Origin of the sequence: Aminobacter sp. LjRoot7 (genome assembly GCF_964252895.1) — a bacterium.
Lineage (GTDB): Bacteria > Pseudomonadota > Alphaproteobacteria > Rhizobiales > Rhizobiaceae > Aminobacter > Aminobacter aminovorans_B.
This window is the reverse complement of the sequence record NZ_CAXUPX020000017.1, coordinates 53,485-67,832: the sequence shown is the minus strand read 5'-3', so window position 1 is coordinate 67,832 and position 14,348 is coordinate 53,485. Positions and strand designations below refer to the sequence as shown.

13 protein-coding genes are annotated in these 14,348 nt (G+C 62.1%); 9 read left to right on the top strand and 4 right to left on the bottom strand.

Translation table 11 applies throughout. The annotated features are described in order from the left end of the window. Nucleotides 1-38: 38 nt before the first annotated feature. Nucleotides 39-983, bottom strand: coding sequence for a DUF1403 family protein (locus tag ACSQ3E_RS29125; RefSeq protein ID WP_263008376.1), 945 nt, complete (start codon nt 981-983; stop codon nt 39-41). A gap of 195 nt (nt 984-1,178) precedes the next feature. On the opposite strand from ACSQ3E_RS29125, the gene ACSQ3E_RS29120 reads away from it, so the two are divergent. Both ACSQ3E_RS29120 and ACSQ3E_RS29115 read left to right on the top strand, forming a co-directional pair. Next, entirely contained in the window at nt 1,179-2,486 is a 1,308-nt protein-coding gene (locus ACSQ3E_RS29120) for a site-specific integrase (RefSeq protein WP_263008375.1), read from the top strand. A gap of 130 nt (nt 2,487-2,616) precedes the next feature. Next, nucleotides 2,617-3,546, top strand: coding sequence for a recombinase family protein (locus ACSQ3E_RS29115; RefSeq protein ID WP_263008374.1), 930 nt, complete (start codon nt 2,617-2,619; stop codon nt 3,544-3,546). Between the two features lie 202 nt (nt 3,547-3,748). Here ACSQ3E_RS29115 and repC read toward each other — a convergent pair whose 3' ends face one another. The 3 genes from repC to repA all read right to left on the bottom strand — a co-directional run bounded on the left by repC (nt 3,749) and on the right by repA (nt 7,524). Beyond that, nucleotides 3,749-5,092: a plasmid replication protein RepC gene (repC, locus tag ACSQ3E_RS29110; protein ID WP_263008373.1), complete on the bottom strand. Its 1,344-nt coding sequence runs from the start codon at nt 5,090-5,092 to the stop codon at nt 3,749-3,751. Nucleotides 5,093-5,262: 170 nt separating this feature from the next. Continuing rightward, nucleotides 5,263-6,261, bottom strand: coding sequence for a plasmid partitioning protein RepB (gene repB, locus ACSQ3E_RS29105; RefSeq protein WP_263008372.1), 999 nt, complete (start codon nt 6,259-6,261; stop codon nt 5,263-5,265). Nucleotides 6,262-6,339: 78 nt separating this feature from the next. Further along, complete coding sequence (repA, locus tag ACSQ3E_RS29100; protein ID WP_263008427.1) at nt 6,340-7,524, bottom strand: plasmid partitioning protein RepA; 1,185 nt, start codon at nt 7,522-7,524, stop codon at nt 6,340-6,342. A 550-nt stretch (nt 7,525-8,074) separates the two neighbouring features. Between repA and trbB the strand changes: the two genes are divergently transcribed. The 7 genes from trbB to trbL are packed head-to-tail and all read left to right on the top strand — an operon-like array spanning nt 8,075 to nt 14,334. Then, nucleotides 8,075-9,043 (top strand): P-type conjugative transfer ATPase TrbB, encoded by a 969-nt coding sequence (trbB, locus tag ACSQ3E_RS29095; protein WP_263008371.1) that lies wholly within the window; start codon nt 8,075-8,077, stop codon nt 9,041-9,043. After that, a complete protein-coding gene (locus ACSQ3E_RS29090; RefSeq protein WP_263008370.1) occupies nt 9,033-9,404 on the top strand; it encodes a TrbC/VirB2 family protein in 372 nt (123 codons plus the stop codon). Before trbB ends, ACSQ3E_RS29090 begins: the two co-directional genes overlap by 11 nt. Beyond that, nucleotides 9,397-9,708 (top strand): conjugal transfer protein TrbD, encoded by a 312-nt coding sequence (locus tag ACSQ3E_RS29085; protein ID WP_263008369.1) that lies wholly within the window; start codon nt 9,397-9,399, stop codon nt 9,706-9,708. Before ACSQ3E_RS29090 ends, ACSQ3E_RS29085 begins: the two co-directional genes overlap by 8 nt. A gap of 10 nt (nt 9,709-9,718) precedes the next feature. Then, nucleotides 9,719-12,175 (top strand): conjugal transfer protein TrbE, encoded by a 2,457-nt coding sequence (locus tag ACSQ3E_RS29080; protein WP_263008368.1) that lies wholly within the window; start codon nt 9,719-9,721, stop codon nt 12,173-12,175. After that, nucleotides 12,147-12,947 carry a P-type conjugative transfer protein TrbJ gene (gene trbJ / locus ACSQ3E_RS29075; RefSeq protein ID WP_263008367.1) on the top strand — a complete coding sequence of 267 codons (801 nt, stop codon included), beginning with the start codon at nt 12,147-12,149 and terminating at the stop codon, nt 12,945-12,947. The genes ACSQ3E_RS29080 and trbJ overlap by 29 nt, the downstream gene beginning before the upstream one ends. Beyond that, a complete protein-coding gene (trbK, locus tag ACSQ3E_RS29070) occupies nt 12,944-13,153 on the top strand; it encodes an entry exclusion protein TrbK (protein WP_263008366.1) in 210 nt (69 codons plus the stop codon). The genes trbJ and trbK overlap by 4 nt, the downstream gene beginning before the upstream one ends. Further along, nucleotides 13,147-14,334 carry a P-type conjugative transfer protein TrbL gene (gene trbL, locus ACSQ3E_RS29065; RefSeq protein WP_263008365.1) on the top strand — a complete coding sequence of 396 codons (1,188 nt, stop codon included), beginning with the start codon at nt 13,147-13,149 and terminating at the stop codon, nt 14,332-14,334. Before trbK ends, trbL begins: the two co-directional genes overlap by 7 nt. Nucleotides 14,335-14,348 lie beyond the last annotated feature (14 nt).

Below are 14,348 nucleotides of genomic sequence, written 5' to 3'. Positions count from 1 at the left end.
CTTTGCCTCTTTTTGTGCGCACCGCCTCTACCATTGCGTCAAAGCCCGTAAATGCGGAAGGTCGGACGCCCAGACAGTTCGCGAACGGCGCCAAGCTCGACCAGCCGATCGAACAGGCGGCGCAATCCCCGGTCGCTTATCCCAGCGATCTTTTCCGATGCGACGATCGCGTCGTCGGACAACAGCCGTTCGACGACGATGTCCGCTGCCTTGGCTCTGAGTTTTGGCGCCACGGCAAGCAGTCGGTCCGCGCGGCGGCCGAGTTCGGCCGAAAGATCGATGGCGCGGAGCGCCGCGCGCGCCTGCGCGGCAAGCAGACCTTTCGCACGCTCGGTATCCGTCTCTGCAATCGCCGCGGCTATCCCCGCTCGCCGCGGCCGGCCCGTGCCCACACCTAAATCCCCTTCGGTGCCCAGCAACGGCATAGCATGTACCCACCCTAGCCGCTGCGCCAGCAGGGCGTCGGCGAGCCAGGCTCCAAGAGTGCGGCCGAAGCCGTGGCGCTCGGCTGCTATGAACACCCCGACCAGCATTCCGACCGGCGCAGCACCGACGCTGAGCTGCCGCAACTCCTCCGCCAGGTTGCTGACCGCCTCATCATCGCGGGCGTAGCCGAATCCTTCCAACACTGCGGCGAGGCTTTTCTCCATCAGCAGTTCTTCCGCAGGTCGCGCTGACTGCCGACGCCACGCCAACAGCATCCGGCCTGCTGGGCCGACATCATCTCCCGATCGTGTAAGCAGCACCGCATCGCGCAATGGGGCCTCATCCTCGGCGCGGCCAGCCTGCTTCGCCGTTACCGCGGCGGCCGAAAGCGCCAGGCGCTGCCGCCAGGCGCCGGCCCAACGGTCCTGGCGGCGGACCACCGTATCGAGGGCGCCGACAGCGGCGCCGGCGGCGAGCGCGACGTCCTCAACGTCTTTGGCCGCAAGGCTTTGCGCGTCGGGGACGGCGCGGCGCAGCCAAGCGGGCACTGTCGCCATCGGCACAGCCGAAGGCGCGCCGGGCAGCGTCAGGTGTCGAGCCAAAGAGGATTTGGGTCGGAGAATCATCACGCAAGAGGATGAATCAAGGCGGCGCTTTCTGCAAGCGGATATGACGAAAACCGCCGCGCTTGTCGTGGACAAATAACGAACGATAATGTTGCATTATCGTTCGTTATGCTCTTTATATGAAGAATGGCCCAAAATGTCGAGCAGAAGCCCGAAAATCACCTCGCGCGACCCTCCGGACCGTCCCACAGCACGGGGACGGTGGAAGATGTTTCGCGCGCGCGGCTGTCGGCCGACACTAAAGGGGCCTGTGCGGAAGACCTGCCCGATATCGTCGACCTCGTCATGGAGATGGGCCGCGTCCCGGAAGTGCCGCCGACGGATGCCCAGACCCTCCGCTATGGCTCCGGGCGTTCGGAGTTCGGAAAGCCAAATCGTTGGCTTTCCGCCGGCGATGCCGACCACTCCTCACCCCCAACCCTTCCGGTCACCCAAAGCCCACGCCTTCCGGCGCATCTCGGCGCGCTGGCCGATCGCGCGCGCGACTATGTCGAGGCGGCGAGCTCTGCCAACACGCGCCGCGCATACGCGTCCGATTGGAAACATTTCGCCAGTTGGTGCCGCCGGCAAGGCCTCGGGATGTTCCCAGCCGACCCCGAGACCGTTGGGCTCTATATCACCGCCTGCGCTTCCGGCACTTCAACAGGCGATAAGAAGCCAAACTCGGTGTCAACGATTGAGCGCAGGCTCTCCTCGCTGACCTGGAATTTTGCGCAGCGCGGTCAGCCGCTGAACCGGAAAGACCGCCATATCGCCACGGTCATGGCGGGCATCCGCAACAAGCACGCCGCCCCACCTCGCCAGAAGGAAGCGGTTTTGCCCGAGGACCTGATCGCCATGCTGGAGACGCTCGATCGCGGCGCCCTGCGCGGCTTGCGCGACCGCGCCATGCTGCTGCTCGGCTTCGCCGGCGGCCTGCGCCGCTCCGAGGTCGTTGGCCTCGACGTCGGCCGCGATCAGACCGAGGATTCGTCCGGCTGGGTGGAGATTCTGGACAAAGGAATTCTGCTCACATTGCGCGGCAAAACCGGATGGCGCGAAGTCGAGGTCGGACGCGGCTCATCCGATGCAACCTGCCCTGTCGTGGCGCTCCAGACCTGGCTCAAGTTTGCGCGGATCGTGCACGGCCCCCTGTTCCGCCGTGTGACGGGCCAGGGCAAGTCAGTCGGATCGGAGCGTCTCAATGACCAGGAGGTCGCTCGCCTCGTTAAGCGGACTGCGCTGGAGGCTGGCGTCCGCGGCGATCTGCCGGAGGGCCAGCGCGGTAAGCTGTTCGCCGGACACTCGTTGCGCTCTGGCCTCGCCTCCTCCGCCGAGGTCGACGAACGCTATGTTCAGAAGCAGCTTGGACATGCGAGCGCCGAGATGACGCGAAAGTACCAACGCCGGCGCGATCGGTTTCGAGTCAATCTCACCAGGGCATCGGGACTGTAAAAAAGCCCCCTCCCCTACCCCGTTGGCATCTTCGGATCGCGACAATTGCGACAGAAGCCACCAAACGATCGGTTATCCGTATCTTCTGCGTTTGGAAATCTGCCCTCCCCTCCTCTCTCAGGCGCTCCAAATGGCCGCTGACACGCAAAATCGCGCTTCCCGTCGACCACAGGGCCGACAAATCGGCTACGCTCGCGTCTCTACCGACGAACAGGACACCCAGGCGCAGGAAATAGAACTCCACGCGGCCGGTTGCGATGAGATCGTCGAGGAGCACGGCTCTGGAGCGTCACGCGGCCGCCCTGCTCTATCGAAGCTGCTTCGCGAGATCGGCGCCGGCGACACCCTCGTTGTCGTGCGCCTTGACCGCTTGGCTCGCTCCGTCAGCCATCTGCTCGAGATGATCGAGGATCTGACTGCAAAAGGGGCGCATTTCCGATCGCTGCGGGATCCGATCGACACGTCAACACCGCAGGGCATGTTTTCCCTCCAGGTGCTCGGCGCCGTCGCCCAGCTTGAACGCGCTTTGATCTCGGAACGCACCAAGGCCGGCATACGCGCCGCCAAGGCAAAAGGGAAGAAACCGGGCAATCCAGGCATCCGCGAACACCGACCGGAAGCCTTGGCCAAGATGACGGCGGCTCAGAAGGCGGCCTATGGCGCGCGCGTCCAGGCCACTGCCAATCAATGGCTTTCGACCGTACGGCGTCTGCGCCCCGACCACACCTGGGACGACATCGCGCGAGTGCTGAAACAGCGGGGAGTCGATCTGACACCGGAGCGGCTTCGCCGGGCGGTCAAATGGATGGTTGCCGAGGGCATGGCGGAGGCCGAATTGCTGAAGAAATCCCCTCCCCGCTTGCCGGAGGACCGTTTGATGACGCTGGTTGCGGGCATACACTCGTCAAACCCTGCTCTCAGCCTCCGGGAGATCGCTGGCCAGCTCGAGCGCCTGCATGAGCGAACCCCGCGCGGTGGCTCTAAATGGTCGCCTTCTTCGGTAAAGAACCTGCTGGATCGGGCGGTACGATCCGGGTTGTTACCGACTGATGCCACGTGACCGTCCCTTGATCTTGAGAGTATCTGTCGTTTTTTGGAGGTTTTATCGACATGATTGCCCAAAGTGTCGATCATAGTGTCAATCGGCGCGCAAAAATTGCATGCCGATTCACAATCATAGCGACGAGTCTCCAAAACAACCGCCTCCACCTGAAGCCGCTGCCCACAAAAATCGAGCTTGATCGTTAGGCTGTTCAAACGCGTCACCGTTCACGGTCCGTCTTGTCGAGGCTGCGCCGTAGCGCATCGCTGATTTCCAGGCGCTGTTCCGTCCGAACCACTTTTGCAGCCGTTTCGAGTTCGACGACGCCCGCCCCTGCCCCGCCTCCGGTAGCCTTCGAGGCATCGAATTTCACGCGCAGCAGCGCCATGACCATCGGCCAGACCGAGAATTTCCCGGCTTTCGCCTTGTCCGTCAGATTACGCAGATAGCCGCCGGCGCTGTTGATCTGATCGACCCGCTGGTAAATGGCGGCAATGGTAATCGCCGCCTGGGTTTCGCCCATGGCGATGCGCGCTTCCTCCCAGGCGCTGGGGCTGATCCCCAATGTCGGCCGGGCAACTTCAGCGGCAGCCAGGAAATCGCGCCAGTGCCGGATTTCGCCGCCGCCTTTCAGCAGCCAGGCTAGGTTCGGGCAGGCATCCATCACCATGCTCAAAGGCAGCTCCCGCTTCGGCAGGCTCCGTACGTTGTCGGTTTCCGCAGCGTTGCCGCTCGCTTCTTTCTTTTCTCGGAAGCCGTTTTCAGATTCAAATTTAGAGTCTGGTTTTGAATTCTGTATGTGGCGCTCAACTTGAGACTCATTGGCGTTCGGATTCGTTGTTTTTACGAATGATTCCAATGCATCGCGCACCTGCGCCCACAAATCGTCAAGGTCGGCCGCAATCGCTTCCAGAACCTGCCTGGGCGCCGTACGAGGAATTTGGCTAACGATCGACTGATAGGTCTGCTGCACCCTCCCCCAGTTGGCTGGGACACCTTCCTCAATGCCTGTCTCGATCATCTTGACGATGTCGCGGCGGCATATGGTTAACCGTTCCCTAACCAGACGATAGGCCTTAACCTCGGCACGAACCGCCTCGGCCAGATCCTTGAACTCTTCGGCCCGCGCGACGATCGGCGAAAGGTCGAAGCCATAGGCCTGCTCGACCTCACCGCCCTGCCCCTTGCGGGCAAAGCGCTTGCCGTTGGGGCTGTCGCGACGGATGACCAGGCCGCAATCAACCAGATTGGCCAGGTGCCGGCGCAGCGTCGCCGGTGACATACCGTTAGCCCGCCGGATCAGCTGCTCATTGGATGGCCAGACGATCAGCGCGCTATCACCATAGAGCGCTGTATCCGGATGGAATGACAGCAGCGCATCCAGGATTGCCAGAGCGCGATCAGTTGCGCCCAGAGCCATCCGGGCTTCCTTAATGTTCTGGAAGACATGCCACTTATGGACCGCTGCGTCCGCAGGCATGGCTCTGGCCGTGACCTGGCTTGAAATCATGCCAAGTGTCATCGATCGCCGCCCAAAGGGCGTCGTGGAGATATGCGCTTCCATTGTCCTTCACCTGTGTTCAGGCAAAAGAAATCTGCTCGCCGAAACGGCGCTGAGCCTCATCGGCTCTTGACGGTGATTCTCGGAAATGCGATTCTCTAGATACCACTCATGAGAAGGGCTTCCGGGACACTGTTTCGGGGGCCTTTTTCTTTTGCGCGCTACATTTCCGTCTATCTTTCCTCGTTCTCACGCTGCTTGAATTCGCCGTAGAGCCGGTCGAGGTTCGCGGCGAGATACCGGCCAAAGCGACTGGCATCCTTCGATTTGAAGGAAACCGCGAACATCTTGCCGGAATCCGTCAACTCGGCGGACAAGGTTTTGTCCTCAGGTTGCCATCTGGTCTTTGCCGGTTTGACACTTCCGTCCCGACGTGGCCGGTCGGTGCGCTTCAACTCTGCCAGCAGCAGATCAAAGCGGGCGTCTGATTTTGCTTCGACGAAGGGTTGCGAGGTCACGAACATCTCCGCGGCCGTCCGGTTTGATGGCTTCTCGATCGTTTGGGCGAAGTCGAGCCAACGATCTCGGCCAATTCCCTTACATGGACCGATCGCTCTTATGAGGGCTTCCGGCACACGACTTGTCACCGATAGCATTCTCGTCAACATCGGAGCGTCGATCGTTAGGGCTGCCTGAATGGTCGAGCGTTCATAGCTCCGATCCAAAAGCTGCTGAGCAAACGCGGCACGCTCGATGAAGGACAGGTTCTCGCGGGCAGAGTTCTCCTGCCCTTGGGCGATCACATGGTCGACGTCGGTGACCGCCTTGACGACAGCTTTTACGGGGCGGCCGAGAAACCGCGCCGCTCGGAGACGGCGATGCCCGAAGACGGCCTCGTAGCGGCCCTCCTGCTTCGGATGAGGCCGTGCGAGAATTGGGGTTTCTTGCCCATGGTCACGGATCGCATTCACGAGCTCTTGGAACGACCCGTCGTCGTCGTCTTCCATACGATCAGACACGAAGGATGAATCGACGAGGGCGGCATCAAGCTCGACAACGGATGCACCCTGAAGATACTGCTCGGCTTTCGCCGCTTTCTCGGCTAGCTCCCCAATTGAGGCGAGCATGTTTCGTGAAGCGCCGCGTGCAGCGTAGCCCGGCGCCGGCGTGCGCTCCTGCGGCGAATCGGAGTCCGCACCCTTGATGTTCCGAAAGATATCGCGACGGGCCATCTTACGGCCTCCAGATTCTCTTTAAGATGCTGTTTAGACGCCAGAAATCGCCCGCGTGTACGGCTGACAATTCATGGATCATGGCGTTCTGCCCCATGCGGATAGGATGAGACCGATAATCTCAGAGTTGACCGCGTCCAAGGATTCCCGTGCGCGGTCGTAAGTCGAGGGAACGAAAGACGATCGCTCAACCTCGTAGAGGCTTTGTTTGGTCAATCCCGCATCGGAAATCGCAGTTGATTTCACCATCGGATTTCGGAGCATCTGACGAGCGAACATCGACTGCATCAGCCCAACCATTTCCTGCTGCGGTATGTCTCCTGGCTCGTACCGCGTGACCAGGTATCGGAACCAGTCCAAGGAGACCTTGACGTTTGCCGTTTCTATGCTCTTCAGAATTCCACCAAGCATAAGCAGGAACTGGCTCATCGACATGATATCGAGCATCTGAGGATGAACGGTGATGAGTACCGACGTTGCAGCGGCAAGGGCCGTGAGCGTCAGGTAACCCAACTGCGGAGGACAATCGATCACCACGACATCGTATCGATCATCCACCTCAGAGAGGGCTCCGCCGATACGAGTGTAGAAGGTTCGTCCAGCGACCGAATCTTGGGCGTGCATCGCAATCGGCGTCTCGTACTCGTATTCCTGCAGCTCAAGATTCGCAGGAGCGATATCCAAGGACGGAAAACTGGTCGAACGAATAACCTCGGAGATCGGTTTGCGATCCTCGTCATAGCGAAGTGATTCATACAGGGAGAGATTGCCATCGATCTCCGGCTGAATGCCGAACAGCGCAGTGAGCGACGCTTGAGGGTCGAGGTCGATCGCCAGAACCCTGAAACCTTTCAACGCGAGATGCTGCGAAAGGTGAGCAGCGGTGGTCGTCTTGCCGCTGCCACCCTTGAAATTGACGACAGCGATGACCTGCAACTTGTCGTTCTCCCGACGACGCGGGGAGCGGTCGAGGAGAGTGCGCAACTCCTCTATCTGCGCAGCAGTGTAGTGGCGCCTGCCGCTCGGCGTCACCTGCGGTTCGACGCCTTTCCCCTGAAGGTGAAGCTTCTTAAGATAGCTCTGCGAAACACCGACAAAATCTGCGACTTCAGCGAGCGAGAAGCGCCGGAGCTTCTTTTGTGCATCGGGCGGAAAGTTCTCAATCCGGAGCATGTCCAGACGACGAGAAATCTCGTTGCTCTGCTGAAGAATGGTATCAGCAAAGGATGCCTCCGGCTTCGAGTCGGGCAGGTTCGCGGTCATAGTCATCCTAGTGTCGATATTTTCCAGAAATCCGGAAATTATCGTGACCATCGCTTGTATCCCGATTCTGCGCAAGCGGAATAGGGTTAACGAGACCTTAACGAGACGGCTGTGAACGGTTGCCAGCCCCTTCTGAAACGAGCTTTTTCTCGTTATAATCCAATGCCATACGGCGCTGGCTCGCGAACGCTGCGGCCCAAGGAGGACTAATACATTTACTAGTGTGTTTCGACCCTTTCAGCGGGGTGAGCCGGCAATATTATCCTGCGGACCCGACTCAACACACTCCGCAGCAAGAATCGCACTCACACTTTCGCTAGTCGCGGCATGTCCCGCATCGTGGCCAGTTGTCTCCGAAAGCAATCGAATCGGAGCAATACTGATGCAGGCCCTGGCCCTTGTTGCACGAAATCACGCTGAGATGCCCGACCCCGCCACCGTCGCTGGCTTTCTGCCAGCCGACAGGCCCAGCTTCGCTCGTCCGGCCGGATACGGCTTGGCCTTCGGCGCTTGCCGCACACAGTCCGAGTGAGCGACGAGGACCGAACCCATGGCCCAGCTTCGTTCTCATCCGCGCCTGATCCGCAAACTACAGGAAGCGCTCGGCGACCAGCTCTGCGTCGCCCTCGACGATCCGACAGTCGTCGAGATCATGCTCAACCCGGATGGCAGGTTGTTCATCGAGCGGCTCGGCCACGGCGTGGCGCCCGCCGGCGAGATGAATGCGGCGACTGCCGAGATCGTCATTGGCAGCGTGGCGCATGCGCTCCATTCGGAAGCCGACGACGACCGGCCTATCATCTCGGGCGAGATGCCGATTGGCGGGCATCGCTTCGAAGGATTGCTTCCGCCCGTTGTCGCGTCTCCGACCTTCACCATCCGGCGCCGCGCGTCGCGGTTGATTCCCCTGGATGACTATGTCGCCAGCAAGGTGATGACAGAGGAACAGGTTTGCGTCATCCGCAACGCCGTCGCGTCGCGCCTCAACATCGTTATCTCGGGCGGCACAGGGTCGGGAAAGACGACGCTCGCTAATGCCGTGATTGCCGAGATCGTCGAGACGGCGCCGGACGATCGGCTGCTGATCCTCGAGGACACCGCAGAAATCCAGTGTGCAGCCGAGAATGCAGTGGCGCTGCATACCAGTGACACGATCGACATGGCGCGCCTTCTGAAGAGCACGATGCGGCTTCGTCCGGATCGCATCATCGTCGGCGAGGTCCGCGATGGGGCGGCGCTGACCCTCCTGAAAGCGTGGAATACCGGCCATCCGGGCGGCATAACGACGATCCACTCCAATACGGCCGAGTCGGGACTGCGCCGCCTTGAGCAGCTCACTGCCGAGGCAAGCCAGCAGCCGATGCGCGAGGTGATCGGCGAGGCGGTCGACCTGATCGTCTCGATCGAGCGCGCACCGAAGGGCCGCATCGTTCGCGACATCCTCCACGTGGAGGGCTTCGCCAACGGGCGCTACCAGACCGAATCCTACTCACGAAAGACGGAACGCCATGTCGCCTGAACGGATTTGCGCGCTCACGATCTCGACCTTTGCTCTTGGCCTTCTCGTTGCGGAACCGGCTCTTGCCGCGGGCGGTGGTGGCTTGCCATGGGAGGGTCCACTGCAGCAGATCCAGCAATCGATCACCGGGCCGGTCGCGGGGTTCATCGCGCTCGCCGCCGTTGCGATCGCCGGCGGAATGCTGATCTTCGGCGGCGAGTTGAACGATTTCGCGCGACGACTGATATACGTCGTGCTCGTCGCAGGCATCCTGCTCGGCGCCACCCAGATCGTCGCTCTGTTCGGTGCGAGCGGCGCATCCATCGGCAATGTAGCGCTCGCACCAAAAGTCGAAAGGGCAGGGGAGGGCGCTCGTGTCTGAGCCCGGCTCTGTTCCCGGCTCCGGCCTCGACCGATCGCGCATCCATCGGGCGTTGTCGCGACCGAACCTCCTGATCGGCGCGGATCGCGAGCTGGTCCTGCTGACAGGCCTCGCGGCCATCATCCTGATCTTTGTGGTGCTGACGCCCTATTCGGCGCTGTTCGGCATCGCGGTCTGGATCGTCGTCATTGCTGCGCTACGGATGATGGCCAAGGCCGATCCGATGATGCGCCGTGTCTACGCACGCCACGTCACCTACCGGCGGCACTACCGGCCGACGTCGACGCCCTGGCGCAAGTTCTGAGGGCGACGACATGGCTGCACTGCGCTCTTTCCGCCATTCAGGTCCGTCCTTCTCGGACCTGGTCCCCTACGCCGCACTTGTTGCCAACGGCGTGATCCTGCTCAAGGATGGATCGCTGATGGCGGGCTGGTACTTCGCCGGCCCGGATTCGGAGAGCTCGACGGATGCCGAGCGCAACGAGGTCTCGCGTCAGATCAACACCGTTCTGTCGCGGCTCGGCTCCGGCTGGATGATCCAGGTCGAGGCAGTGCGCGTCGGGACATCCGACTACCCGGCGCACGAACAATGCCATTTTCCCGATCCGGTAACGCTGGCGATCGACGGCGAGCGGCGGGCGCATTTCCAGAAGGAGAGGGGGCATTATGAGAGCCGGCACGCACTGATCCTGACCTGGAGACCCCCGGAAAAGACGCGCTCCGGACTCGCCCGCTATGTCTACTCCGACACGACAAGCCGTGCCGCGCGCTATGCCGACACCGTACTCGACAGTTTCCAGACATCGATCCGCGAGGTCGAGCAGTATCTCGGCAACGTGCTGTCGATCAGGCGAATGGTGACCCAATCGGTCGAGGAGCGCGGCGGCTTCCAGATCGCGCGCTACGACGAGTTATTCCAGTTCATCCGCTTCTGCATCACCGGCGAGAACCATCCGATCCGGTTGCCAGAGATCCCGATGTATCTCGACTGGCTGGCAACGGCGGAGTTCCATCACGGCCTGTCGCCGATGATCGAGAACCACTACCTCGCGGTAGTGGCAATCGACGGCTTCCCGGCCGCAAGCTGGCCCGGCATCCTCAATTCGCTCGACCTGATGCCGCTGACCTATCGCTGGTCGAGCCGCTTCATCTTCCTCGACGATCAGGAAGCCCGCCAGAAGCTCGAACGCACCCGGAAGAAATGGCAGCAGAAGGTCAGGCCCTTCTTCGACCAGCTCTTCCAGACGCAATCACGCTCGGTCGACCAGGATGCGATGATGATGGTGGCCGAGACGGAAGACGCGATTGCGCAGGCGTCCTCGCAACTCGTCGCTTATGGCTACTACACGCCGGTCATAGTCCTGTTCGATGATGATGAAGCCCGCTTGCGCGAGAAAGCTGAGGCCGTGCGCCGGCTGATCCAGGCCGAGGGTTTTGGGGCGCGGATCGAGACGGTCAACGCGACCGAGGCCTTCCTCGGCAGCCTGCCGGGCAACTGGTACGCCAATATCCGCGAGCCGCTGATCAACACGCGCAACCTCGCGGACCTGATCCCGCTCAACTCTGTCTGGTCCGGCGCCGCGGCAGCACCATGTCCGTTCTATCCGCCGGCCTCGCCGCCGCTGATGCTGGTCGCCAGCGGCTCCACTCCCTTCCGGCTGAATCTGCATGTCGACGATGTCGGCCACACGCTGATCTTCGGTCCGACCGGATCGGGCAAATCGACATTGCTTTCGCTGATTGCGGCGCAGTTCCGTCGCTACGCCTCGGCGCAGATCTTCGCCTTCGACAAGGGTCGCTCGATGCTGCCGCTCACGCTGGCCGCCGGCGGCGACCATTACGAGATCGGCGAGACCGAAGGGGAGGGCGGTCCTCGCCTGGCGTTCTGTCCGCTTTCCGATCTCGCGACGGACGGAGACCGGGCATGGGCCTCGGAATGGATCGAGACGCTGGTCGTGCTGCAGGGCGTGCCCATCACGCCCGATCACCGCAATGCGATCTCGCGGCAGGTCGCGCTGATGGCGGATTCCAGCGGCAGGTCGCTGTCGGACTTCGTCTCCGGCGTCCAACTGCGCGAGATCAAGGAGGCGCTGCATCACTACACGGTCGACGGACCCATGGGGCAGCTTCTCGACGCCGAGAACGACGGCCTGTCGCTGGGCTCCTTCCAGACCTTCGAAATCGAGCAGCTGATGAACATGGGAGAGCGGAGCCTCGTTCCGGTCCTGCTCTATTTGTTCCGGCGCATCGAGAAGCGCCTGAGGGGAGCGCCCAGCCTGATCATTCTCGACGAGGCATGGCTGATGCTCGGTCACGCTACTTTCCGCGACAAGATCCGGGAATGGCTGAAGGTGCTGCGGAAGGCCAATTGCGCTGTGGTTCTGGCCACGCAGTCGATCTCGGACGCCGAGCGCTCCGGCATCATCGACGTGCTGAAGGAAAGCTGCCCGACCAAGATCTGCCTGCCGAACGGCGCAGCACGCGAACCGGGCACGCGGGAGTTCTACGAGCGTATCGGCTTCAACGAGCGCCAGATCGAGATCGTCGCGACTGCCCTGCCGAAGCGCGAATACTACGTCGTCTCGCCGGACGGACGCCGCCTGTTCGACATGGCGCTCGGTCCCGTCGCGCTGGCCTTCGCCGGCGCCTCCGGCAAAGAAGACCTGAAGCGTATCCAGGCGCTCAGTGCAGAGCTTGGCTGCGACTGGCCGGTTCGTTGGCTCCAGCAGAGAGGAATAGGCGATGCCGAAACCATCCTTGAACGCGGCTAGGACCGCAGCCACGGCGTTGGTTGTCGCCGGCATATTCAATGTTTCACCCGCGCTGTCGGGCGGCGTAACCGGGCAGGCGACGGAATGGACGCAGCTCCTGAACAATGGCGAGCTGATCACGATGGTCGGCAAGTCGACAGAGCAGATCAACAATCAGGTCACGCAGATTTCGCAGCTCGCTGAGCAGATTCAGAACCAGATCCGCATCTACGAAAACATGCTGCAGAACACGATGCAGTTGCCCAGCCACATTTGGGGTCAGGTCGAGAGCGACCTCAACCGCCTCCGCGACATCGCCGCGCAAGGGCAGGGGATCGCCTTCTCGATGGCCAATGCCGACGACGTACTGAAGCAACGCTTCCAGAGCTTCGCCGATTTCAAGACAGGCCTCGCCAACGGCGAGAGCTTCTCATCAAGCTATCAGAACTGGTCGACAACGAACCGCGATACCATCGCCGGAACACTGAAGGCGGCGGGGCTGACGGCCGATCAGTTCACCTCCGAGGAGTCTACGATGACCTCTCTCCGCTCCATGTCGGAGAGTGCGGACGGCCAGATGAAGGCCTTGCAGGTCGGTCACGAGATCGCTGCCCAGCAGGTCGCGCAGTTCCAGAAGCTGCGCGGGCTCGTCTCGCAGCAGACGACGATGATGGGGACCTGGTTCCAGTCCGAACAAACAGACAAGGACCTCGCCCAGGCGCGGCGAGAAAAATTCTTCAACACGACGCCGCCGAACGTGCGGGGCGGCCAGAGCATGGAGCCACGCTGGTGAGCCGCCCCGTCGTCATGGCGCTGGGCGCCGCCGCGTTGGTCGTCGTCGTCCTGACGATCGCATGGGTCATCGTCGCGCCAGATTCGGAGCCAGCGGCGCCGACGCCGGCCGAAACGGAGAACCGTCGTCAGAAGGCGCATGATTTCCTCGGTGGCGATCCGGATCGCGATGTCCGCGGCGGGCAGGAGATGAAGCCACGTTGGTGAGGACCCACCCATCCCGCGCGCTCGAGTTGACCTTCGTCGCCATCGCGCTCGTTATGTTGGCGAGCGTACCGGCACTCGCCCAGCAAGGCAGCGTGCTGACCACTCTGGAGAACCAGGTGGTGACGGCCGCCAGGGGCTGGGAAACGACCGTCATGAACGCGGCACGCTCGCTGTTCTGGATTCTTGCCGGGATCGAGATCGGCATTGCCGCCGTCTGGCTCGCCATCAACGCCGCCTCGCTGGACTCGTGGTTCGCGGAACTGGTGCGGCGCATCATGTTCATTGGTCTCTTCGCCTTCATCCTTGATCAAGGTCCAGCTTTCGCCAAGGCCGTGGTCGACAGCCTGTTCCAGATCGGAGCAAACGGCGGGTCGGCCTCGCCCGCCAACATCTTCGACGCCGGCCTCCGCGTCGCATCGAAGATGTCCGAGCAGGCTCAGTTCGGGCTGTTCGAAGACAATGCGTTGGCGATCGCCGCGGTGTTCGCGATGATCGTCGTCGTGGTCTGTTTCAGTCTTGTCGCGGCGATCTTCGTTGCCGTTATGGTCGAGATGTATGTCGGGCTCCTCGCCGGCATGATCATGCTCGGTCTCGGCGGATCGTCCTACACCAAGGATTTTGCCATCCGCTATCTGATCTACGCCTTCAGCGTCGGCATGAAGCTGATGGGGCTGGTGATGATCGCGCGCATCGGCTCCGACATTCTGCTCGGGCTGGCTGAGGCGCCGACGGCGACGTCCGACCAGTTCATGACGACGCTGGCCATCGCCGGGATTTCGGTCGTCGTGTTCATCATCGCCATGTACGTGCCGCCCATTATCCAGGGCGTCGTGCAGGGCGCGTCGATCGCCGGCGGCATGGAGGCGCTCCGACATGGCGGGCAGGCCGCGACGATGGCCGCAGGCGGGGCATTTCTCGGAGCGAGCGCGGCGAGATCAGGCGCGGCCACGGCGAGTTCGGCACGCGCCGGCGGCTCCTCGATGGCAGGTGCTGCCCTGCGCGGCATGGCATCGGGCATCGGCAATGCCAGCTGGGCGGCCGGCTCCGCCGCCAAGGAAAAGGCCATCGCTTCGCCCGGCGCCTATGCCGGCTCGTTGCTCGGGCTTGCCAACGCCAAGCTCGACCAGACCCGGCAGAAGGCTCCGCCTCCCCCTCCGCCGCCGCCGCTGCAGGACAAGTGAGCCGGAGAAAGCTG